This is a genomic window from Bradyrhizobium sp. BR2003 (genome assembly GCF_009720285.1).
Lineage (GTDB): Bacteria > Pseudomonadota > Alphaproteobacteria > Rhizobiales > Xanthobacteraceae > Bradyrhizobium > Bradyrhizobium elkanii.
On sequence record NZ_SMYJ01000033.1, the window covers coordinates 18,019 to 38,952 of the forward strand.

Here is a 20,934-nt window from a genome sequence, read left to right on the forward strand (position 1 = left end):
TCCAGCCACGCCCCTTGAGGCGCGAACCCCGGACTCGATCCCGCGCTTGTTGCCGCGGTGATGGAGACCAGGTCTTGGTCGCTCAACCTGTGCCGCGATCGAGTCGGCACAGGTCCTGTCGCAGCGTCGGACTTAGCTCTTGATGTCCGAGGACCAGGTCTTCTCGATCAGCTTGACGACCGAGTCCGGCATCGGGATGTAGTCGAGCTCTTCGGCCGCCTTGTCGCCCTTCTCGAAGGCGTACTTGAAGAACTTGAGCGCTTCCTGCGAGGCCGCCTTGTCGGTCGAGTCCTTGTGCATCAGGATGAAGGTCGCCGCCGTGATCGGCCAGGAGGCCTCGCCCGGCTGGTCGGTCAGGATCACGTAGTAGCCGGGAGCCTTGGCCCAGTCGGCGTTCGACGCGGCGGCCTGGAAGGCAGCGATGGTCGGCTGCACGGTCTTGCCGGCCTTGTTGACCAGCGCGGTGTAGGTCAGCTTGTTCTGCTTGGCGTAGGCGTATTCGACATAGCCGATCGCGTTCTTGGTCTGGCTGATGTTGCCGGCAACGCCTTCGTTGCCCTTGGCGCCGACGCCGACCGGCCATTCGACCGCGGTGCCGGAACCGACCTTGGACTTCCAGTCGGCATTCGACTTGGAGAGATAGTCGGTGAAGTTGAAGGTGGTGCCCGAACCGTCCGAACGGCGCACGACGGTGATCGCGTCGGCCGGCAGGGTCAGCTTCGGATTGAGCTTGGCGATCGCCGCATCATTCCACTTGGTGATCTTGCCGAGATAGATGTCGCCGAGCACTTCGCCGGAGAGCACGAGATCGCCCGGCTTGATGCCTTCGAGGTTCACGACCGGGACGATCGCGCCCATCACCATCGGCCACTGGACGAGGCCGTCCTTCTCGAGTTGCTCGTGCTTGAGCGGCGCGTCGGTGGCGCCGAAGGTCACGGTCTTGGCCTGGATCTGCTTGATCCCGGCGCCGGAGCCGATCGACTGGTAGTTCAGACCGTTGCCGGTCTCCTTCTTGTAGGCGTCAGCCCACTTCGAATAGATCGGGAACGGAAACGTCGCGCCCGCGCCGGTAATATCGGCAGCGAAGGCCGACGTCGAAGCGGCGATCATGCCGGCTGCGACGATTGCTTTGATGAAATTCATGGGGTGGTCTCCATCCTGTGAGCGAAGCGCCGAATGCGCCCGATCGCGCTCACGCCGGTCCATCTAGGAGCGGTCGGTGCTGCTTTTACGAAGGTTGGATGACAGTTGGATGACAGAGCTAAGCAGCTGAAAACGCTTAGCTTTGGGTTGGTAACGGGGTCTTCGGCCGGGGAAAACAGGCGGTAAAAGTGGCGCCGTTCTTCGGCACGCTCTCGATCAAAAGACGCCCGCGATGACGGTTAAGAATATGTTTCACCAGCGATAATCCGAGGCCCGTTCCGCCCTGGTTACGGCTGTCGCCGACGTCGACCCGGTAGAAGCGCTCGGTCAGCCGCGGCAGGTGCTCCGGGGCGATGCCGGGGCCGAAATCCCGTACCATGACACGGATTTCGGGGGCCCCCTCGCCCGATGCGCCCGAAACGGCCTGATTCAGCGACACTATGACGCGGCCCCCGGAGGCGCCGTATTTGAGGGCGTTCTCAATCAGGTTCTCGAACAGGCGAAGCAGTTCCTCGCGGTCGCCGGCGATCATGACCGGGGCCTGGGGCAGGTCGACCTCGATCTCGACCTGGCGCTCGCTGGCCAGGGCCTCGAGCCCGTCCGCGACCTGGCGGATGATCGGCACGATATCGATCGAGGCCTCGGGCCGCACATGGGCCGACAGCTCGACCCGCGACAGCGACAGCAAATCGTCGATCAGCCGCGCCATGCGGGTCGCCTGGGTGTGCATGATGCCGAGGAAGCGCTCGCGCGCCCGCGCGTCCTCGCGCGCCGGCCCCTGCAGCGTGTCGATGAAGCCGGACAAGGCGGCGAGCGGCGTGCGCAGCTCATGGCTGGCATTGGCGACGAAGTCGGCGCGCATCTCCTCGACCCGGCGCAGCGGCGTCAGGTCGTGGAAGGTCATCAGCATGCACTTCTCGGTGCCGCCGAACTGGGTAGGAACCGGCACCGGCGTGATCACCAGTTCCATCCAGCGATCGACCGGAACGTGGTCGGTGTAGGTGGCGCGGCGCGGCTCGGTGGTCGCGATCGCCTCGCGCAGCGCGGTGATGATCTCCGGCGAGCGCAAGGCAAATTGCGCCAGTTCGTTCTTGCGCAGCGCCGGCGCGAGCTGCGCCGCGGCGGTGTTGAGATGGATGACGCGGCCGGCGCGATCGAGCAGCACGGCCGGGTCCGGCATGCCCGCGACGACCGCGCTGACCGCGGCGGCCTCGACCGGATTGACGCCGCGGACATCCTCGCGCGAGGTTCCGGCATCATGCAGCCGCCATGGCACCAGCGCCGCGGCCGCGATGCAGACGAACACCGCGCAGGCGCGCACCAGCGACAATTCGCCGAGCGCGACCACCACGCTCAAGGCCAGCGCTGCGGCAAGCAGGATCAGCGCAGAGTGGCGCAACCGGTCGGGCCAGGGCGAGAAGATGGAGGAATGCGAATCGTCAATTGCCATCGCGGCGGCTTTCATCCCGTCGGTTCATGTCTCGCCCAGGTGCAGTCACATCGACCTTCCCTCGGGAGGCATCGGGCCGCTTCATCAGACCCCGGAGTCACCGCGCTTGCGAACCAGAACCGCCTCATGGTGCGGCTCGGCGCGGGGACCCGAATCAGCCTGCGGCAGCCGTTTGAGTCGGGCGCCTACGATAACCTCCCGAAACGTCAGCAAGATTACAGATATGACGAACGGCGCAATATAGTAGAGCAGCCGGAACAGCAGCATACCGCCGAGCAGGTCCTCGCGGTCCATCTGCCAGAGGCCGACCAGCATGGCGGCGTCGAACACCCCGAGGCCGCCGGGAGAGTGGCTGGCGAAGCCGAGCAGGGTCGCCGACACGAAGATGACCGCGACCACGACGAAGCCGAGATTCGGCTCGTCCGGCACCAGCACGTACATCGCCAGCGCGCAGAAGCCGAGGTCGAGGATGCCGATCGCGATCTGCAGCAGCGTCAGCGGGCCGCCCGGCAGGGTCACCGTCCAGGGGCCGCGGCCGACCACCCGCGGCTGGGTCCAGACCCAGACCACATAGGCGACCAGCGCGGTGATGATCGCGAATGCCAGCGCCCGGTTGAGCCAGGGCGGCAGCTGGTCGATGTTGGCGGCGGCCTCCGGGTGGTAGGCGATGCCGAGCCCGAGCACCGCGGCATTGCCGAGCCAGAAGGTGAGGCCGGCGAGAAAGCAGATCTTGGCGACGTCGATCGCGTTCAACCCCCACGCCGAATAGATCCGGTAGCGCACCGCGCCGCCGGTGAAAACGCTGGCGCCGACATTGTGGCCGATCGAGTAGGAGGTGAAGGCCGCCAGCGCGTTGATGCGGTAGGGTACATGGGCGTGGCCGATCGCGCGCACCGCGAACAGATCGTAGAAGGTCAACGTGAAGTAGCCCGCCGCGACGAACAGTCCCGCCAGGGCAATCTGCCGCGGCTCGGTGCTCTTGATGGCCTCGAGCACCTCGTTGGTGTCGATGCCGCGCAGCATGTGATACAGGACGTAGCAGGCGATGCCGATGACGGCGATGCTGATGACAACACCCAGCCGATGCAGGATTTGCTTCTGGCGCAGAAACGCCATCGCCCTGCGTATTGCTTCCAGCATCTAGACCTCGAATTGCGATCCCGCGACGACGGCTCCCGGGCGAACTCCGCCGGCGCTTCGCTGTGCCCTGGCCCGTGTAGCGCGTTTTAAACCGGAGTGGAATTCGTCAAAAGACAATAAAACGCGCATCTTCAAGATATTAGGGATGATTCATGACAGCGGATGCACAAATATGCGCGTTTCCCGCCGCCTTCGACAAGACTTGACATGCGCGTGCGGCAGTTAGCCCGCCGAACGGTCCGCAAGGCCATCCGGAAAACTACGGTGAAGCACCGGCCCGGACGAATGGAAATGATCTTCCGCTACCCGGCCGACACGCGCTCCGCTGATCATCGATCCCGCGCGGCCGTGACCGCGGCGACGATCTCGGCGGCATCGGGAAAATGTCCCTTGGCGCGCCTGGCGACGACCTCGTCGCCAAGCTTGACCTCGAAGATGCCGCCCTTGCCGGGGATCAGCGTCGCATCGACGCCAAGGCGCTCGCGCAACAGCGCCGCGGCCTCTTTCGCACGCCTCTCATAGCCGCACGGCCGGCAAAAGGTGATCGAGACATTCCTCATGTCACGCCCTCCGTGCTCTCATGCGGCATGGCGCTGCGCGGAGGCGGCCTCGACGCCGGCGATCCAGCCGGCCACAGAGCGGCCGATCGCCTCGGGATGATCCTCCTGCAGATAGTGCGCGCCGGCGCCGAGTTGAATGACTGCGCAATGCCTGAGCGTCTTGGCGAATTCGGCGGCAAAGCCGGTGACACCAGCGCCCCGGGCGTGCCCACGAACAGCAGCTTCGGATAGGTCGCTGCCGCGAGCGTCGCATGCGCCACCGTGAGCGCCTCGGCGACGTCGGCCGGCTCGCCCGCGATCGGTAGTTCGCGCGGCAGCATCAGGGTCGGCTTGCGGCTCTCACGCGTCGCAAACGGCGCGCGGTAGGCGGCCATCTCCTCCTCGCTGAGCGTGCGCAGGATCGAGCCGGGCAGCACGCGTTCGATGAACGCGTTGTTGTCGAGGACCATCGCCTCGCCCACGCCCGGCGTGCGGAATTTCCGGAACGTCTCCCGCGCGGCGTCGTGCTGGTGGAAGTCCGACCAATCGCGCATCGGGCGGATGAACTCCATGAAGGCGAGCCCGCGCACCAGTTGCGGGCGGCGTGCCGCGAGATGGAAGGCGAGCGCCGTGCCCCAATCCTGGGCGACGAGGTAGGCCGAGGCGATGCCGAGCTCGTCGATCAGCGCGTCGAGATAGTCCGCCTGGTCGAAGAAGCGATAGCCGATGTCGGGCTTGCCGGACTGGCCGTAGCCGATCAGGTCGGGCGCGATGCAGTGCCCGACGGGGGCGACCAGCGGCATGATGTTGCGCCAGATGTAGGACGACGTCGGATTACCGTGCAGGAACAGCACGTGCGGCGCGTCGCTGCGGCCGGTCTCGCGATAGGCCATCGTAGACCCGAGCACGGCGCGATGATGCAGGCTGATATCGGCGGATATGGTCATGGCAACTCCTTGAACACGGTTTGGAATGCGATCGTCTTGAAACGCGTCAGCGCCGCTTCGCTGCGTTCGACCTTCATGCGCAGCATCGCGCCCTGCCAGGATGCGAGCAGGAAATCGGCCAGCTGATCGGGATCGAAGTCGGAGGCGATCTCGCCGGTGGCCTGAGCCTCGGCGATGCAGGCGGCAAACGGCGCGCGCCATCCCCGGAAGATGTCGTCGAGCTGCTCGCGCAGCATCTCGCTCGAGCCCGACGCCTCGAGGCTGAAATCGCCGATCAGGCAGCCGCGGGTGAAGCCGTCATGCGCGAGCTTGCCGGTGATCAGATCGAGATAGCTTCTCAGCCTTTCGCGCGGCGTCAGCGTCGTGTCGCCGAGCGCTTCCGCGACCAGGCCGCGCACATAGAGGAAGTAGCGGTCGAGCACCTCGGACGCGAACAGCTCCTTCGAGCGGAAATGGTTGGTGAAGGAGCCCTGCGGCGCGCCGGCGGCGGCGGTGACGTCGCGCACGCTGGTGCCGTGATAGCCGGTGCGGAACATCGCCTTCAGGCCGGCGTCGAGGATGGCATCGCGGAGAGAGGGTTTTGGCATGGACAGGATTTAATACGTACGTACGTATTAATGTCAAGCGCTAAAATGAACGCGGCTCGCCCTGCGCTTGGCGACGCCGCTCGGGCCTGTCGGATCAAGAGGTTGCGGTCAGCTCGCGGGCTTGCTCCGCGAAACCACCCAGTCGCGCAGCCAGGAGCCGATCGCGCAGCCGACGAGATAGAGCGCGAACATGACCAGGAAGAGATCGAGCCAGTAGCCGAACCGGCCGGGCACGATCCGTGCGAACGACGTCGCCACCAGCACGGCGGCGAGCAGCGCCAGCCAGCGCATCCAGACCTTCGAGACGCCCTTCGCCCGATGCACCACCGCGATCCAGCCCATGCAGAAGCCGAGCAGCGCCGCGCCGAGCAGCCAACCCCAGAAGAATGTCGCGAGCACGGTCATCGCTACTTCACCACGAATTCGATGCGGCGGTTCTGCGCCTTGCCGTCTTCACTTTCGTTGCCGGCCAGCGGCTGCGCACTGCCATAGCCGATCGGCGTGAAGCGGCTGGCAGGCAGACCGGCGCGCACGAGGTAATCCACCACGGCTTGGGCGCGCCGCTCCGACAGCGTCTGGTTGGCGGCCTCCTCGCCGTCGCTGTCGGTATGGCCGGCGATCTCGATCGTCGCATTGGGGCAGCGCAGCGCGGTCTCGATCAGGCGGTCGAGCAGGCCCGCGGAATCCGGCACGATGTCGGCCTTCCCCGATTCGAAGCGGATCTTGCCCTTGGAGAGGATTTCGGAAAACAGCTGCTGGCACACCGTGGGATCGACCGGTGCCGCCGCCGGCTTGACCGTGACCTCGGCCTTGTACTGCCAGCCCTGCGGAAAATCCTTGCCGAGCCCGTCGCGGATCTGGCCGGCGGCGGCATCGTAGAGCGCGTCGCCCGACAGCTTCACCTCGCGGTCCGAGACCACCAGCGTTCCGGTCGACAGCCGCGACAGTGCGCCGAGCGCCGGCACCACCGCGGCGGCGAAACCCGACGGCGCGCCGATGCTGGCCTTGAGATTGTCGACCACCTTCTCGCTGAAGAACTTGCGGCCGGCCGCCGCGACCAGCGCGGCATGCACGTTGTTGTCGGGGACGTAGCCGGTCAGCGTCAGCGTCACCGCGACCGGGTCCTTGTAGGCCTGGAACACGTAAGGCGGCGCCTTGATGTCGTTGGCGGCGATCGAATAGCCTTCCGGCAGGTTCTTCAGCGCCGCCGCGACCGCTTCGCGCCCGCCGAGCTCGCGCGCCATGCCGGCGAGGGCAACCTTGTTGTCGGTCAGCGTGATCTTGCCTTCCTTCAGCTTGCCGATCTGGTCGAGCAACAGCAGCGCCGCCGCATCGAACCGCGACGGCGCGCCGCGGGCCAGCACCATCTGATCCACCACCTCGACACCGCCGAGGCTGGCCTTCGCGGCCTCGGTCAACTTGCCCTTGCTCGACGGCAGCGGCGCATTGCCACTGAGCGTGACCCGCACCACATCGCGTTCGGCGGACCAGACAAAGGGCTTGGCTTCGGGAACAAGGCGGGTCTCGTCGTTGACCAGCCGCACGCCGGGCACGGCTTCGACCGACGCCACCGCACTGAGGCGGCCGTCTTCGGAGAAGGCGTTGGCCGCGAACGTCACATCGCGGCCGTCGACGCTGATGCGGCGCTTGTCGAGAACGGTGTCCTTCAGTGCGGCATTCGAGCGCGCGGCAAGGTCCGCTTCGACCGTTGCGGTGCTCGTCCAGGCCGCAATACCCCAAAGCACGACCAGTGGAATCACCCCCGGCCACCACTTGCTACTCCACTTGAAAAGTCCGTGCATTCAGCGTCCTGCGGGGTCGGGAACCAGAGAGAAAACAAACCCTTGGCTGACTGTCAAACCCCAAATGACGCGCCATGGCGGGGGCGCCATGTCGGACCGGGATAACAGTTTCTTCAGTGGTCTTTCGCTAAGTTTGCCGCGGAATGCAAATCGGCCGGCCCGCGCCCTCATGAAACAACTCCGCAACACCGTGATCCGTGCCGGCATGGAGGCGTTGTATTTCTCGGGTGCGCATATCCTGCTGCGGCCGATCTTCGCCGGCGTCGGCGCCATCTTCATGTTGCATCACGTCCGCCCGCGGCGCGGCGACGCGTTCCAGCCGAACCATCATCTCGAGGTCACGCCGGACTTCCTGCGCGCGATGCTGACGCATCTGCGCGCGCTCGACGTCGACGTGATCAGCATCGACGAGGCGCATCGCCGTCTCGCCGAACGGAATTTCGCACGGCGTTTCGCCTGCTTTACCTTCGACGACGGCTATCGCGACAACCGCGATTTCGCGCTGCCTGTGATGCGCGAGTTCGGCGCCCCGTTCACGGTCTATGTCGCGAGCGATTTCGCCGAAGGCTGCGGCAGATTGTGGTGGATCGCGCTGGAACGGGTGATCGCGGCGGCGTCCACGATCGAGGTGCCGATCGACGGCGCCATGACGCGGATCGACACCGCGACACCGCAGGCCAAGCGTACTGCTTTCGGCCGCATGCACGACTGGCTGCGTTCACTGCCCGGCGAGCAGGAGATGCAGGCCGAAATCTCCGCGCTGTGCGCCCGTCACGGCGTTGACGAAACCGGCATCGCGCGCGAGCTCTGCATGACCTGGGACGAGTTGCGCGGCTTTGCCGACGATCCGCTGGTGACGATCGGCGCGCACACCATCACCCATTGCAATCTCGCCAAGCAGAGCGAGACCATCGCATCGTTCGAGCTCGCGACCAGCCGGGCGCGGATCGAGGATGCGCTGCAGCGGCCGGCGCTGCATCTCGCCTATCCCTATGGCGACCGGATCGCCGCCGGGCAGCGTGAATTCGCCCTCGCCCGGTCGATCGGCTTTCGGACCGCGGTGACGACGCGGCCGGGCATGCTGTTTCCGGAAAGCGCCGACCATCTGACCGCCTTGCAGCGGGTCTCGCTGAACGGCAATTACCAGGACGCGCGCCTGCTACCGGTGCTGACATCAGGCGCCGCCACCGCGGTGTGGAACGGCTTTCGCCGCATCGACGCGGCATAAGCCACTCCTCGTAGATGGGGTCACGGGCCGACGGATGGAGCCGGTCGCCGCTACGGCGCAATTGGACAGCGCGCTTGCGACCGGCTTGGCCGAGAGGCGGTCGTCCCTCAAACTGATGGTGTCAACGGAGTCGGGCAAGACCCGCTCCAAGCATCATTAAGGGACGACCATGTATCACTATGCAGGAATCGACGTGTCTTTGGAATGCTCTACGATTTGCGTTGTTGATGGCGCGGGCAAGATTTTGCGGGAGGCGAAGGTTGCCAGCGAGCCGGCGGCCCTGATCGCCTGGTTCCGATCGCTGGGCGTGAGCCTCGAGCGGATCGGGCTGGAAGCAGGACCGCTGTCGCAATGGCTCTATGGGGCGCTGCGTGATGCGGGCCTTGCGGTGGAATTGTTGGAGACGCGGCATGTCCGCGACGCCTTCAAGGCGATGCCGGTGAAGTCGGACCGCAATGATGCCCGCGGCATCGCCCAGCTGATGCGGCTGGGCTGGTTCCGGCCGGTGCACTGCAAGTCGATCGAAGCACAGGAGACCCGCGCGATCCTGACGGCGCGCAAGCTGCTGCAGTCGAAACTGCGCGATGTCGAGAACAGCGTGCGCGGCGTGCTGCGAGGCTTTGGCCTGAAGGTAGGCAAGACCACCGAGCGCAGCTTCGCCGGCCGCATCAGGGAGCTCGTCGCCGGCCATCCCGGGCTTGAACTGGTGGCGAAGGCGCTGCTCGAGGCCCATGCCGTGGTGCTGCGCGAGTTCAATGGTCTGGATAAACACACCCAGAAGCTCGCCAGATCGCATCCTCCAGCCCGACTTCTCATGACCACGCCGGCAGTCGGCCCGATCGTGGCTCTCACCTATGCCGCGGCGATCGATGATCCGACCAGGTTCCGCTCATCGAAGGCAACCGGCGCGCATTTTGGGCTGACCCCGAAGAAGTACCAATCAGGACAAACTGACTACAGCGGTCGCATCAGCAAGATCGGCGATGCTTCGGTCCGCGAAGCGCTATACCAGGCCGCTCATGTCATGCTGACCAAACCGCTCAAGGGCTGCTCGGCTCTGAAGAGCTGGGCGATGCGGATCGCCAGGCGCGCAGGCATGAGCAAGGCCAAGGTGGCCCTGGCGCGCAAGCTTGCCGTGATCCTGCATCGCATGCTCACCGACGCAAAACCGTTCAATCCGATGGCCAAGGGTGCCGTCATCTAAGCAAGAAGCATCAGCCGAATCCGGGCGGGCCACAACACCAGGCCTTCCCTGAGCGAAGTCCCTTGCCGGGACGACGGATCCGGTCAGGCCGCCATCCGGGAAGTTGGCTCACAACCACGCTTCCGTAGATTGGCCGGCCGGCTCCTCTCATGCACCCCATCAGGCGACGGCCATCGCGCGCCGATCCCGTACAGAAGCAAGTGCCCGGCAAGCGGATGACGCAAAAAGGGATTGACTAACCCAGGCCCGTGACAGAAGCCCGGATGAAGCGCAGCGCAATCCGGGGCAGTCATATCCGCGGATAGCACTTTCCCGGATTTCGCTGCGCTCCATCCGGGCTACGGATACCTCCCTTCCCGCTCCTTGACTCGATCCGCTGCCGCGCCCAGAACCATGGCAACGCAATGGAGGAGCGCATGTTCAAGGATCTGTTCTCGCTGAAGGGCCGTGTCGCATTGGTGACCGGAGGATCGCGCGGCATCGGCAAGATGATCGCGGCCGGCTTTCTCGCGCAGGGGGCCGCCAGGGTCTATATCACCGCGCGCAAGGCCGGGCCGTGCGAGGCGACCGCGCAGGAGCTGTCCGCCGCCTATGACGGCGAATGCATCGCGCTGCCGATCGACATCTCGACCGTCGAGGGCTGCGAGAAGCTCGCGGGCGAAATCATCAAGCGCGAGCCGAAGCTCGACATTCTCGTCAACAATGCCGGCGCGGCCTGGGGCGCGGATTTCGACGAATTTCCGGAGAGCGGCTGGGACAAGGTGATGGACCTCAACGTCAAGTCGATCTTCTTCCTGACCAAGGCGCTGGCCAAGCCGCTGCGCGCGGCGGCGACGCACGACAGGCCGGGCAAGGTGATCAACATCGCCTCGATCGACGGCATCTTCGTCAACCCGATGGAGACCTATTCCTATGCCGCCAGCAAGGCTGCGGTGATCCATCTGACGCGCCGCATGGCGACCCGCCTGATCAAGGACAACATCAACGTCACCGCGATCGCGCCCGGCGCATTCAAGTCGGACATGAACCGCGCTGCGCGCGACCACGCCGACGAAGTCGCCAAGCGCGTGCCGTCACGTCGCGTCGGCAGCGACGAGGACATGGCGGGTACCGCGATCTACCTCGCCTCGCGCGCCGGCGACTATGTGGTGGGCACGACCATCGCGGTCGATGGCGGCGTGGTCTATGCGACCGCGGGGCTGGAAATCGCGGGGTAGCCCGCGAGGACGTCAGACAAAAGTGATTTCATCGCGGACTGGCTGCACCTCTCCCGCTTGCCGGTGAGGTCGCATCGCATCGAAGGTGCGACGCGGATGGGGGGTTCTCTCAACGAAATGACTAGCGGAGAAAGCCCCCACCCCAACCCTCCCCCGCGATCGGGAGAGGGAGCGCAGCCAGTTCGCGGGTGGCGTCTGTCCCCATCGTTGCGCGCGGGGTGATCGCCCGTCTCCAAAGGGAGCAAAAGAAAAGGGGCAAGCCAGGACCTTCTCGGCTTACCCCTTTTCGGCCCCTCCGGGAGGAGAGGAACTGCTAGCTGACGATCAGCTCTCGATCCTCACATATTCGAAGTCGCCGGGCTTGTTATCGATGCCGACCTTGGGCGGCGAGATCCAGGAGGCGAACTGGCCGGGTTCGGTCACCGGCTTCATCAGCGAGGCGATGAAGTCGCCGTCCGCGGTCGATGGCAGCCAGTCGTTCTTGCGCTTGGCCCAGGTGGCGTCGTCGATCAAGAGGCCATCGGGCGTCGCATGGACGTCCTTGAACTCGCCGATCTGGCGGTGGAAGGCGGTGTTCGGCACCGCCAGCTTGTAGTCGATGCCCGCGGTCGAGATCACCTTGTTCCAGCGCAGCATGCCCTTGACGCAATCCTGCGTGTAGTCGTCGCGCAGCCGCATGTTGAGCGCGGTCAGCGCCGGCTCGTCGACCATCTTGATCTGGCCGTCCACCATCTTCATGACCGGATAGGTCGAGCTCTTGAGCTGGTGATCGTCGTCGATCGTGGTCTCCTTGTAGCGACCCTTGATGCCGGCGTTGAAGGCATTGGCCGCGTTGGTCGACACTTCCGAGCCGAACAGGTCGAGCGACAGCGAATAGTGCAGGTTCAGCTTCTTCTGGATGGTCGGCAGGTCGATCACGCCAAGCGCGCGGACCCTGGCGATGTCGTTCGGATCGGTGATGCCGGCTTCCTTCATCGCATCGCAGGTGCGCTGCACGACACGGGTGATGCCGGTCTCGCCGACGAACATGTGGTGGGCTTCCTCGGTCAGCATGAAGCGGCAGGTGCGCGACAGCGGATCGAAGCCCGACTGCGCCAGCGAGTGCAGCTGCATCTTGCCGTCGCGGTCGGTGAAGTAGGTGAACATGAAGAACGACAGCCAGTCCGGCGTCGCCTCGTTGAAGGCCCCCAACATGCGTGGGCTATCCGCGTCGCCCGAGCGGCGGCGCAACAAATCATCCGCCTCCTCGCGGCCGTCGCGGCCGAAATACTTCTGCAGCAGATAAACCATCGCCCAGAGATGGCGGCCTTCCTCGACATTGACCTGGAACAGGTTGCGCATGTCGTAGAGCGACGGCGCGGTCTTGCCGAGATGGCGCTGCTGCTCGACCGAGGCCGGCTCGGTGTCGCCCTGGATCACGATCAGGCGGCGCAGCATCGCGCGATGCTCGCCGGGGACTTCCTGCCAGGCCGGCTTGCCGTAGTCTTCGCCGAACGGGATGACGCGGTTCTCTTCCTGCGGCGCGAGGAGAATGCCCCAGCGATATTCGGGCATCCGCACGTAATCGAACTTGGCCCAGCCGCGCGGATCGACCGAATAGGCGGTGCGCAGATAGACCAGCGATTCCTGGAAGCCGTCCGGACCCATGTCGCTCCACCAGTCCATGTAGCCGGGGTGCCAGCCCTCCAGCGCCTTGAGCACCTGGCGGTCCTCGGCCAGATTCACGTTGTTTGGAATCTTGGTCGAGTAATCGACATTCATGATGTTCATGTTCATGGCCGTGCTCCCTCAGACTCGCGTCATGTCGAATTGCGCCTTCTGGCCGGTGCCGTAGCGGCGCAGCGCGCCGTCCTCACCGACCGCGTTCGGCCGCTGGAAGATCCAGTTCTGCCACGCGGTGAGGCGGGAGAAGATCTTCGATTCCATGGTCTCGGGACCGACGAAGCGCAGATTGGCTTCCATGCCGGTGAGGCCGTCGGGCGAGAACGAGGTGCGTTCCTCGAAGAACACGCGGACCTCGTCGTCCCAGTCGATGTCGTCAAGCGCGAAGGTGACGAGACCGAGCTCCTCGGCCTCCTCCGCGTCGAGCGCCTTGCCGATCGCGCCTTGCGCGCGCTCGAGATCCGACGGGTCGGCCTGGAAGCGCGATTGCAGCCGGGTCAGGCCGTGGCTCATCGGATAGGGCCCGAAATTCATCGCCGTCAGCTCGATCGCCGGCGGCGGACGGTTGTCGCCCTGCTTCTGGCCGATCAGCATGTAGGAGCGGTCGGCGGCGAACACGAGTTCGGCCAGCGTGCCGACAAAGCAGGAGCCGGGCTCGACCAGCGTCACCAGCGTGCGCGAGGTGACGTCGATGCGCTTGAGCACGCGCTTCCAGTAATGCCTGATCTCGTTGACCAGCCAGTGCGCCTTGTTGGCCTCCAGGAACGCGTCATAGGACACGACGTTGGCGCGGTCGCCATGGCTCTTGAACACCAGCATCGCGATCTCGAGCTCGTTGATGCGCAGATGCAGGATCGCGTCATCAAGCTCGCGCGCGACCTGCAGCGGCCAGAACGCAGCGCCCTGCGCGATCATGCCGTCGATGTCGGCGGGCGCTGCGGTCTCCGGCGCCTTGATCGAAATGTTGGCAATGCGCGCCGCGCGATCGATGTCGACGCTGACGAAGCCGTAGCGGATGGCGCTGTCGTCGATGGTGCGCGTCAGCGGCGCCAACGCGATGCCTTTGCCGGCACCGTTGCGCTTCGACCTGGCGGCGAATTCCTTGACGCGCTCGGCCAGCTTGCCCTCGAGCTTGGAGTTCGGCGCGATCTCGTCGACCAGGCGCCAGGAGACGGCGCGCTTGCCCTTGATGCCTTCCTCGATGGTGCAGAAGAAATCGGCATGGTCGCGGCGCACCTTGCGCTTGTCGACGACGCGCGTGAGCCCGCCGGTGCCCGGCAGCACCGCGAGCAGCGGCACTTCCGGCAGCGCGACGGCGGCGGCGCCGTCGTCGGCCATCATGATGTGGTCGGTGGCGAGCGCCAGCTCATAGCCGCCGCCGGCCGCAGTGCCGTTGACGACAGTGATGAAGCTCTGACCGGAATTCTCGCTGGAGTCTTCCAGGCCGTTGCGGGTCTCGTTGGTGAATTTGCAGAAGTTGACCTTGTGGGCGTGGGTCGAGCCCGCCAGCATGCGGATGTTGGCGCCGGCGCAGAACACCCGGTTCTTGCCCGAGCGCATCACCACGACCTTCACCTCGGGATGCTCGAAGCGCAGCCGCTGCACGGCGTCCGCAAGCTCGATGTCGACGCCGAGATCATAGGAATTCAGCTTGAGCTGGTAGCCCTCGAACAGGCCGGCATTCTCGTCGACGTCCATGGTCAGCGTCGCGACATCGCCGGCGACGTCGAGCTTCCAGTGCCGGTAGCGCGACGGGTCGGTCTGGAAGTCGATGTACTTCGCCCCGCCTGCAAGGACGCGATCGTCACCAGCCATGGGCCACCCCTATCTGTTGTCTTGCCGTTGTTCGTTTTGAAGGTTCGTCGTCGAGGTCTTTATGCACAATAATGCATGTTTTCGATCTGGTCTAGTTTAAAACGCAAAAACATGCATTTTGTTTCATGTTTGCAAAATTCACTCGCTCGGCCAACGACCTGGTACCGGCACCAAAGGTCAGGCGGCCAGTGCCGGGTCGTCGCGCAGCGCCGCTTTGGCAAATTCGGTGACCGCCTCGAGCGTCACCGCGGGCGCCTCGCGATGCGGCGAGTGGCCGGCGCCAGCGATGGCCACGACGTCGACCGGGCAGTAGCACTCCTCCCGGGCGATCTCGACCTGGCGCATCGTGCCGTACTGGTCGGCCGCGCCCTGCACGATCAGCACCGGCACGCGGATATAGGCGAGATAGTCGGAGATATCCCAGTCGCGGAATGCCGGATCGAGCCAGGCGCCGTTCCAGCCATAAAAGGCGTTGTCGACGTCCTTGTGCCAGCGCCCCAGCTTCTCCTTCAGATTGGTGGTCTCATACGCCGTCTTGATCTCGGCGATCGACGTCACCGAAATGTCCTCGACGATGAAGTGCGGCGCCAGCAGCGCAAGGCCGTGCAGGCGATGATCCTGATGCGCGCCGGCATAGATCGCGGCGATCGACGCCCCGTCGGAATGGCCGAGCAGCAAGCCGCGGCGGAAGCCGATCCGATCGAGCAGCTTCGGCAGTACGTCGAGCGCCTCGCGATGCATGTAGTCGACCGGACGCGGCAGCTTCGCCGGCGTTGATGCGCCATAACCCGCGCGCGAATAGGCGAACACGCCGGCGCCGGTCGCCGCCTGCAGCTTCTCGGGGAAGTCGCCCCACAGCCCGACCGAGCCGAGGCCTTCGTGCAACATCACGATGGTCGGCGCTGTCTCGGGCATTGGGCCGATCATGCGGTATTCGAGATCGGCGCCGTCGATGCTGAGGAAGCCTGTGGGATTCAAGTTCGTCATGGTCGTCGTCCCGGCGAAGGCCGGGACCCAGACGCCGCGGCCGTTGTTCTGAGAGAAGCTGTTCGACGGCTTTTGCGCAACAACGCAGGCCTGTGGTTATGGGTCTCTGCTTTCGCAAGGACGACGGCTGAAAACGCTATTGCGCGCCGTCCCGCAACTTGAATCGCTGGATTTTCCCGGTCGCGGTCTTCGGCAGATTGTCGACCACATCGATCCAGCGCGGATATTTCCACGGGCCGATCTTCTGCTTGACGTGTTCCTTCAGCGCCTCGTGCAGGCCGGCCGCGGAGCTTTCAGGCCGCAGCACCACATAGGCCTTCGGCTTCAGCAGGCCTTCCGGATCGGCCTCCGGCACGACGGCGGCTTCCAGCACCGCGGGATGGGTGATCAGCGCGCTCTCGACCTCGAATGGCGAGACCCAGATGCCCGAGACCTTGAACATGTCGTCGGCGCGGCCGCAGAAAGTGTAGCGGCCGTCGGCATCGCGCGTGTATTTGTCGCCGGTGCGGGTCCAGGCGCCCTCGAAGGTGGCGCGGCTCTTGGCCCGCTGATTCCAGTAGCTCTCGCCGGCCGAGGGCGCATCGACCAGCAGCTCGCCGACCTCGCCGTCCGCGACGTCGGCACCAAGCTCGTTGACCAGCCGCACCTTGTAGCCGGGCACCGGACGGCCGGACGAGCCGTATTTGATGTCGCCGGGCGCGTTCGACAGGAAGATGTGCAAGAGCTCGGTCGAGCCGACGCCGTCGAGAATGTCGACGCCGAACCGCGTCTTCCAGGCATTGCCGACCGATTCCGGCAATGCCTCGCCCGCCGAGGTGCAGACGCGCAGGCGATTGCCGCCGGACTGCGCCTTCATCGCTTCGTCGTTGAGCATCGCCGCGAACAGGGTCGGCACGCCGAAGAAGATGCTGGGATGATATTTGTTCAGCAGCGCGAACATCACCGCCGGCGTCGGCCGCTCGGAGTTCAGTACCGTGGTGGCGCCGACCGACATCGGGAAGGTCAGCGCATTGCCGAGCCCGTAGGCGAAGAACAGCTTTGCCGCCGAGAGGCCGACATCATCCTCGCGGATCCCGAGCACCTGTTTGGCGTAGGTCTCCGCGGTCGCCGCGAGATTGGAATGCAGATGGCGCACGCCCTTCGGCATGCCGGTCGAGCCCGACGAATAGAGCCAGAATGCCGGCTCGTCGGCATGGGTCGGCGCGGTCGCGAACACGTCGCTCTCGCGCGCGATCTCGTCCGATAGCCTCTTGTGACCATGCGCGTCCTTGCCGGAGACCACGACATGCTCGAGATCGGGCATGCGCGCGATGATGTCCTTCACGACCGGCAGCAGCGCCTCCGACACGAACAGCACGCGGGCCCGGCAATCACCGAGGATGTAGCCATACTGCTCCGCGGTCAGCAGCGTGTTGAGCGGCACCGGCACCACGCCGGCGCGGATCGCGCCGAGGAACACGATCGGGAAGTCGACCGTGTCCAGCATGATCATGGCGACCCGCTCTTCGCGGCGGACGCCGAGCCGGCGCAGCATATTGCCGACGCGGCGGGTCTGCTGCTGCAACTGGCCATAGGTGATTTGCGACACCGTATCGTCGAACACGACCTTGTCGCCGCGGCCTTCATCGACATTGCGGTCGAGCAGCCAGGAGACCGCGTTGTAAGTCATGCTCCGCTCCCCGGACCCGGACGTGCCACGCTTCCCTCTCCTGTGAATTTAAGAATTATAATTCATACAAAGCCACTACGTTGGCTTGCTGTCAATCCTTATCGGCACTATGTTTCCTAGAAACTCGGTCTGATTCAGTCAGGACCGCGTGTCGCACAGGGATCATGACCGCAGCCAACGACCCGGAAACCGACTTCCTCGAACAGCTCGGCCAGCGCGTGCGCACCATGCGCGCGCTGCGCGGCATGTCGCGCAAGGTGCTCGCCAAGGTTTCCGGCATTTCCGAACGCTACATCGCGCAGCTCGAAAGCGGCAAAGGCAACGTCTCGATCGTGCTGCTGCGCCGTGTCGCAGGCGCGATGGGTGCGCATCTTGAGGACCTGATCCCCTCCAGCGAGCCCGTGCCGGACTGGGCCGTCATCCGCGATCTCCTGCGCAAGGCGTCGCCGAACCAGATCGCGCAGGCCAAGGACATGCTCGCCGGCAGCAGCCCGCTGGCGCCGCGCCGCGCCTCCTTCTCCGGGATCGCGCTGATCGGCCTGCGCGGCGCCGGCAAGACCACGCTCGGGCGGATGCTGGCGAAGAAGATCGGCTGGAGCTTTGTCGAGCTCAACAAGGAGATCGAGGCGCAGAACGGCCTCTCGGTTGCCGAGATCATCGCGCTGTACGGCCAGGAAGGCTTTCGTCGCATGGAGCAGGCCGCGCTGACGCAGCTGCTGGCGCGGAAGGAATTGATGGTGCTGGCGACTGGCGGCGGCATCGTCTCCGAGGCGCTGACCTTCGACCTGATCCTGTCGTCGTTCTACACGATCTGGCTGAAGGCCGAGCCGGAAGAGCACATGGCGCGCGTGCGCCGCCAGGGCGATCTGCGCCCGATGGCCGACGACCGCTCGGCGATGGCCGAATTGCGCAACATCCTGGTCAGCCGCGAGCCGCTCTACGCCCGTGCTTCTGCCGTGGTCGACACCGCCGGCCTCTCCGTCGACGCAGCCGCCGCGCGGCTGATCGATTCGGTGCGGCCGGTGCTGCAGAACGAGGCGCGCAGCTTCGGCCTGCGCAGCGTGGCGTTGTAACGCCGCTCGTAACGTTCAATCCGTCGAACCGCAGTCTCGCTGCACCTCTCCCGCTTGCGGGGGAGGTCGGAACGCATCGATAGATGCGATCCGGGTGGGGGCTCTCTCCACGATATGACTCGCGGAGAGAGCCCCCACCCTAGCCCTCCCCCGCACGCGGGAGAGGGAATCGCAATTCCGATGCCGCAACTGCTCGACCAAACTCGCGCCGCTACAGCAGCCGGCTCTTCACATCCCTTGCCCCCTCCCGCAGCAGCGGCAGGAAGCGGTCGATCAATTCCTTGGCCGGCACGCGATCGACATGCGCGCCCATGTTGATGGCGGCGACGATGGTGCCGTCGTAGCGGTGCACCGGCACCGAGATGGAGCGGAAATGCGGCTCAGCCTCGCGGTCGACCAGTGAGTAGCCCTGCGCGCGATCGGCGATGATGGTGGTGAGCAGCTTCTTCGGATCGGTGACGGTCTGCGGCGTCACCGGATCGCGGCGCATCGTCTTCAGCCGCGCCGCGAGCTCGGCGTCGGTGAGCCGGCCGAGCATCGCACGGCCGACCGAGGTGCAGAAGGCCGGCAGCCGGTAGCCGATGTCGAGACCGGCGGAAAACACCCGCGTCGGGCTCGAGCGCGCCACGAACACGACGTCGTCGCCGTCGAGCAGTGCGAGCGAGGCGATCTCCTGCGCTGCCGTCGCGATGCGATCGAGCACCGGCTGCAGCACCGTCACCACCTGGTTGGATTGCAAGAACGAGCCCGCCAGCGTCAGCACATGCGGCGTCAAGGTGAACAGCTTGCCGTCGGTGGCAACGAAGCCGCCATGCGCGAGCGTGAACAGGATGCGGCGCGCGGTGGCGCGCGGCAGGTCGGCGGCACGCGCCAGATCGCTCAGCGTTGCCGGGCCAGACACGGTGCCGAACACCTGCAGCAGGCGCAGGCCGCGATCGAGCGCCTCGACGAAATCGGTGGCGCGCTCGTCCTGACCGGTCCGTTTCAGCTTGGGCATGAGGCTCGGCTTTTGAACGGTTCAAAAATTGCGCTTGCTGTCCAAAATAGGCATGGCATAATTCGCACATTCGTTCAATAGGCGAACAAATCCAAATTCGGGAGACGCCGCCATGATGAGCCAGGAAGCGAACGATCTGATCACCCGCACCGGCCGCAAGGACCCGTGCGGCAAGCTGATGCGGAGTTACTGGCAGCCGGCGGCACTGGTCGACGAGCTGGAAGGACCGCGCCCGGTTCGGCCGGTGCGGCTGCTCGGCGAGAACCTGGTTGTGTTCCGCGGCGAGGACGGAAGCTACGGACTGATCGATCGCCACTGCGCGCATCGCGGCGCCGACCTCGCCTTCGGCCGGCTCGAGAATGGCGGGCTGCGCTGCGCCTTCCATGGCTGGCTGTTCGATACGAGCGGCCAGTGCATCGAGACTCCGGCGGAGCCGGCCGGCTCGCAGCTCTGCAAGGGCATCAAACAGCGCTCCTATCCCGTGGTCGAGAAGAGCGGCATCCTGTGGGCTTATCTGGGCGAAGGCGCCCCGCCCGCGTTTCCGGAGCTCGACTGCTTCGTCGCGCCCGGCAGCCACACGTTCGCGTTCAAGGGCCACATGAACTGCAACTGGCTACAGGCGCTCGAGGTCGGCATCGATCCGGCGCACGCCTCCTATCTGCATCGCTTCTTCGAGGACGAGGACACCTCGGCCGCTTACGGCAAGCAATTCCGCGGTGCCTCGGCCGGCAGCGACATGCCGATGACCAAGATCCTGCGCGAATATGACCGGCCGATCATCAATGTCGAGCACACCGAATATGGCCTGCGCCTGATTGCGCTGCGCGAGCTCGACGCGGAGCGCACCCATGTGCGCGTCACCAACCAGCTGTTCCCGCACGGCTTCGTCATCCCGATGTCGACGGAGATGACGATCACGCAGTGGCACGTGCCGGTCGATGACGAGAACTGCTACTGGTATGCGATCTTCACGAGCTACGCGGCGCCTGTCGACAAGCAGAAGATGCGCGACCAGCGGCTCGAGCTCTATACGCTGCCCGACTACAAGTCGCGCAAGAACAAGAGCAACGATTACGGCTTCGACCCGCACGAGCAGGCGACCGAGACCTATACCGGCATGGGCACCGACATCAACGTGCATGACCAGTGGGCGGTGGAATCGATGGGGGCGATCCAGGACCGCACCAACGAGCATCTCGGCCAGAGCGACAAAGCAATCGTGCAGTACCGTCGCCTGCTGCGACAGGAGATCGAGAAGGTTGCAGGCGGCGAGAAGCCGATGCTGTTCCTCGACGAGGCCTCCGCACGCAGCATCCAAGGCCCGGCCACGATGGACGGCATCGGGCCGACCCAGGGCTGGGAGCTCTACTGGATGGAGGTCGACGTCAAGCGCCGCCGCGGCGCGCCATGGGCCGCCCCCGTGCCGCGCGAGATCGCCGGCAAGGTGCAGCATCTGACGGCGGCGGAGTGATGA

The 20,934-nt window shown here is 65.3% G+C and carries 17 protein-coding genes and 1 pseudogene; 5 read left to right on the top strand and 13 right to left on the bottom strand.

The features are described 5' to 3' along the window. Positions 1-132: 132 nt before the first annotated feature. The 8 genes and pseudogenes from pstS to E2I15_RS28320 all read right to left on the bottom strand — a co-directional run bounded on the left by pstS (position 133) and on the right by E2I15_RS28320 (position 7,608). On the bottom strand, positions 133-1,143 hold the full coding sequence (gene pstS, locus E2I15_RS28285; RefSeq protein WP_137476612.1) for a phosphate ABC transporter substrate-binding protein PstS: 1,011 nt from the start codon (positions 1,141-1,143) through the stop codon (positions 133-135). Between the two features lie 136 nt (positions 1,144-1,279). Then, complete coding sequence (locus tag E2I15_RS28290) at positions 1,280-2,593, bottom strand: ATP-binding protein (protein ID WP_137476611.1); 1,314 nt, start codon at positions 2,591-2,593, stop codon at positions 1,280-1,282. An 84-nt stretch (positions 2,594-2,677) separates the two neighbouring features. Next, positions 2,678-3,733: a putative bifunctional lysylphosphatidylglycerol flippase/synthetase gene (locus E2I15_RS28295; protein WP_026192163.1), complete on the bottom strand. Its 1,056-nt coding sequence runs from the start codon at positions 3,731-3,733 to the stop codon at positions 2,678-2,680. Positions 3,734-4,062: 329 nt separating this feature from the next. After that, the gene (locus E2I15_RS28300; protein WP_137476610.1) at positions 4,063-4,293 is read right to left on the bottom strand and encodes a SelT/SelW/SelH family protein; all 231 of its coding nucleotides are present in this window, start codon (positions 4,291-4,293) and stop codon (positions 4,063-4,065) included. An 18-nt stretch (positions 4,294-4,311) separates the two neighbouring features. Next, a pseudogene (locus tag E2I15_RS28305) lies at positions 4,312-5,219 on the bottom strand (haloalkane dehalogenase). Beyond that, positions 5,216-5,806: a TetR/AcrR family transcriptional regulator gene (locus tag E2I15_RS28310; protein ID WP_137476609.1), complete on the bottom strand. Its 591-nt coding sequence runs from the start codon at positions 5,804-5,806 to the stop codon at positions 5,216-5,218. Before E2I15_RS28310 ends, E2I15_RS28305 begins: the two are co-directional and overlap by 4 nt. A gap of 108 nt (positions 5,807-5,914) precedes the next feature. After that, the gene (locus tag E2I15_RS28315; RefSeq protein ID WP_137476608.1) at positions 5,915-6,211 is read right to left on the bottom strand and encodes a hypothetical protein; all 297 of its coding nucleotides are present in this window, start codon (positions 6,209-6,211) and stop codon (positions 5,915-5,917) included. Positions 6,212-6,213: 2 nt separating this feature from the next. Beyond that, complete coding sequence (locus E2I15_RS28320; protein ID WP_137476607.1) at positions 6,214-7,608, bottom strand: OmpA family protein; 1,395 nt, start codon at positions 7,606-7,608, stop codon at positions 6,214-6,216. A 169-nt stretch (positions 7,609-7,777) separates the two neighbouring features. On the opposite strand from E2I15_RS28320, the gene E2I15_RS28325 reads away from it, so the two are divergent. From E2I15_RS28325 to E2I15_RS28335, 3 genes are all read left to right on the top strand, one after another. Next, complete coding sequence (locus tag E2I15_RS28325) at positions 7,778-8,836, top strand: polysaccharide deacetylase family protein (protein ID WP_137476606.1); 1,059 nt, start codon at positions 7,778-7,780, stop codon at positions 8,834-8,836. Positions 8,837-9,005: 169 nt separating this feature from the next. Then, entirely contained in the window at positions 9,006-10,040 is a 1,035-nt protein-coding gene (locus E2I15_RS28330) for an IS110 family RNA-guided transposase (protein WP_155262156.1), read from the top strand. A 416-nt stretch (positions 10,041-10,456) separates the two neighbouring features. Continuing rightward, positions 10,457-11,257 carry an SDR family NAD(P)-dependent oxidoreductase gene (locus tag E2I15_RS28335; RefSeq protein ID WP_137481159.1) on the top strand — a complete coding sequence of 267 codons (801 nt, stop codon included), beginning with the start codon at positions 10,457-10,459 and terminating at the stop codon, positions 11,255-11,257. Between the two features lie 324 nt (positions 11,258-11,581). Here E2I15_RS28335 and boxB read toward each other — a convergent pair whose 3' ends face one another. The 4 genes from boxB to E2I15_RS28355 form a co-directional block, all read right to left on the bottom strand. After that, entirely contained in the window at positions 11,582-13,033 is a 1,452-nt protein-coding gene (gene boxB / locus E2I15_RS28340) for a benzoyl-CoA 2,3-epoxidase subunit BoxB (RefSeq protein ID WP_137481161.1), read from the bottom strand. A gap of 12 nt (positions 13,034-13,045) precedes the next feature. After that, positions 13,046-14,734, bottom strand: coding sequence for a 2,3-epoxybenzoyl-CoA dihydrolase (boxC, locus tag E2I15_RS28345; RefSeq protein WP_137481163.1), 1,689 nt, complete (start codon positions 14,732-14,734; stop codon positions 13,046-13,048). Positions 14,735-14,911: 177 nt separating this feature from the next. Then, positions 14,912-15,721 carry an alpha/beta fold hydrolase gene (locus E2I15_RS28350; RefSeq protein WP_137481166.1) on the bottom strand — a complete coding sequence of 270 codons (810 nt, stop codon included), beginning with the start codon at positions 15,719-15,721 and terminating at the stop codon, positions 14,912-14,914. 136 nt (positions 15,722-15,857) lie between these two features. Next, positions 15,858-17,390, bottom strand: coding sequence for a benzoate-CoA ligase family protein (locus E2I15_RS28355; protein WP_137481168.1), 1,533 nt, complete (start codon positions 17,388-17,390; stop codon positions 15,858-15,860). 164 nt (positions 17,391-17,554) lie between these two features. On the opposite strand from E2I15_RS28355, the gene E2I15_RS28360 reads away from it, so the two are divergent. Next, on the top strand, positions 17,555-18,463 hold the full coding sequence (locus E2I15_RS28360) for a helix-turn-helix transcriptional regulator (protein WP_016841102.1): 909 nt from the start codon (positions 17,555-17,557) through the stop codon (positions 18,461-18,463). A 211-nt stretch (positions 18,464-18,674) separates the two neighbouring features. On the opposite strand, the gene E2I15_RS28365 is transcribed toward E2I15_RS28360, so the two are convergent. Continuing rightward, entirely contained in the window at positions 18,675-19,460 is a 786-nt protein-coding gene (locus E2I15_RS28365) for an IclR family transcriptional regulator domain-containing protein (protein ID WP_137481170.1), read from the bottom strand. A gap of 112 nt (positions 19,461-19,572) precedes the next feature. Between E2I15_RS28365 and E2I15_RS28370 the strand changes: the two genes are divergently transcribed. Further along, the gene (locus tag E2I15_RS28370) at positions 19,573-20,931 is read left to right on the top strand and encodes an aromatic ring-hydroxylating dioxygenase subunit alpha (RefSeq protein ID WP_137481172.1); all 1,359 of its coding nucleotides are present in this window, start codon (positions 19,573-19,575) and stop codon (positions 20,929-20,931) included. Positions 20,932-20,934 lie beyond the last annotated feature (3 nt).

Bases quoted from the DNA above. Each gene is read 5' to 3' on its own strand.
- boxB (WP_137481161.1), bottom strand. From the start codon at position 13,033: ATGAACATGAACATCATGAATGTCGATTACTCGACCAAGATTCCAAAC.
- boxC (WP_137481163.1), bottom strand. From the start codon at position 14,734: ATGGCTGGTGACGATCGCGTCCTTGCAGGCGGGGCGAAGTACATCGAC.
- E2I15_RS28360 (WP_016841102.1), top strand. From the start codon at position 17,555: ATGACCGCAGCCAACGACCCGGAAACCGACTTCCTCGAACAGCTCGGC.
- E2I15_RS28355 (WP_137481168.1), bottom strand. From the start codon at position 17,390: ATGACTTACAACGCGGTCTCCTGGCTGCTCGACCGCAATGTCGATGAA.
- E2I15_RS28370 (WP_137481172.1), top strand. From the start codon at position 19,573: ATGATGAGCCAGGAAGCGAACGATCTGATCACCCGCACCGGCCGCAAG.
- E2I15_RS28310 (WP_137476609.1), bottom strand. From the start codon at position 5,806: ATGCCAAAACCCTCTCTCCGCGATGCCATCCTCGACGCCGGCCTGAAG.
- E2I15_RS28320 (WP_137476607.1), bottom strand. From the start codon at position 7,608: ATGCACGGACTTTTCAAGTGGAGTAGCAAGTGGTGGCCGGGGGTGATT.
- E2I15_RS28325 (WP_137476606.1), top strand. From the start codon at position 7,778: ATGAAACAACTCCGCAACACCGTGATCCGTGCCGGCATGGAGGCGTTG.
- E2I15_RS28365 (WP_137481170.1), bottom strand. From the start codon at position 19,460: ATGCCCAAGCTGAAACGGACCGGTCAGGACGAGCGCGCCACCGATTTC.
- E2I15_RS28350 (WP_137481166.1), bottom strand. From the start codon at position 15,721: ATGACGAACTTGAATCCCACAGGCTTCCTCAGCATCGACGGCGCCGAT.
- E2I15_RS28315 (WP_137476608.1), bottom strand. From the start codon at position 6,211: ATGACCGTGCTCGCGACATTCTTCTGGGGTTGGCTGCTCGGCGCGGCG.
- E2I15_RS28290 (WP_137476611.1), bottom strand. From the start codon at position 2,593: ATGGCAATTGACGATTCGCATTCCTCCATCTTCTCGCCCTGGCCCGAC.
- E2I15_RS28335 (WP_137481159.1), top strand. From the start codon at position 10,457: ATGTTCAAGGATCTGTTCTCGCTGAAGGGCCGTGTCGCATTGGTGACC.
- pstS (WP_137476612.1), bottom strand. From the start codon at position 1,143: ATGAATTTCATCAAAGCAATCGTCGCAGCCGGCATGATCGCCGCTTCG.
- E2I15_RS28330 (WP_155262156.1), top strand. From the start codon at position 9,006: ATGTATCACTATGCAGGAATCGACGTGTCTTTGGAATGCTCTACGATT.
- E2I15_RS28295 (WP_026192163.1), bottom strand. From the start codon at position 3,733: ATGCTGGAAGCAATACGCAGGGCGATGGCGTTTCTGCGCCAGAAGCAA.
- E2I15_RS28300 (WP_137476610.1), bottom strand. From the start codon at position 4,293: ATGAGGAATGTCTCGATCACCTTTTGCCGGCCGTGCGGCTATGAGAGG.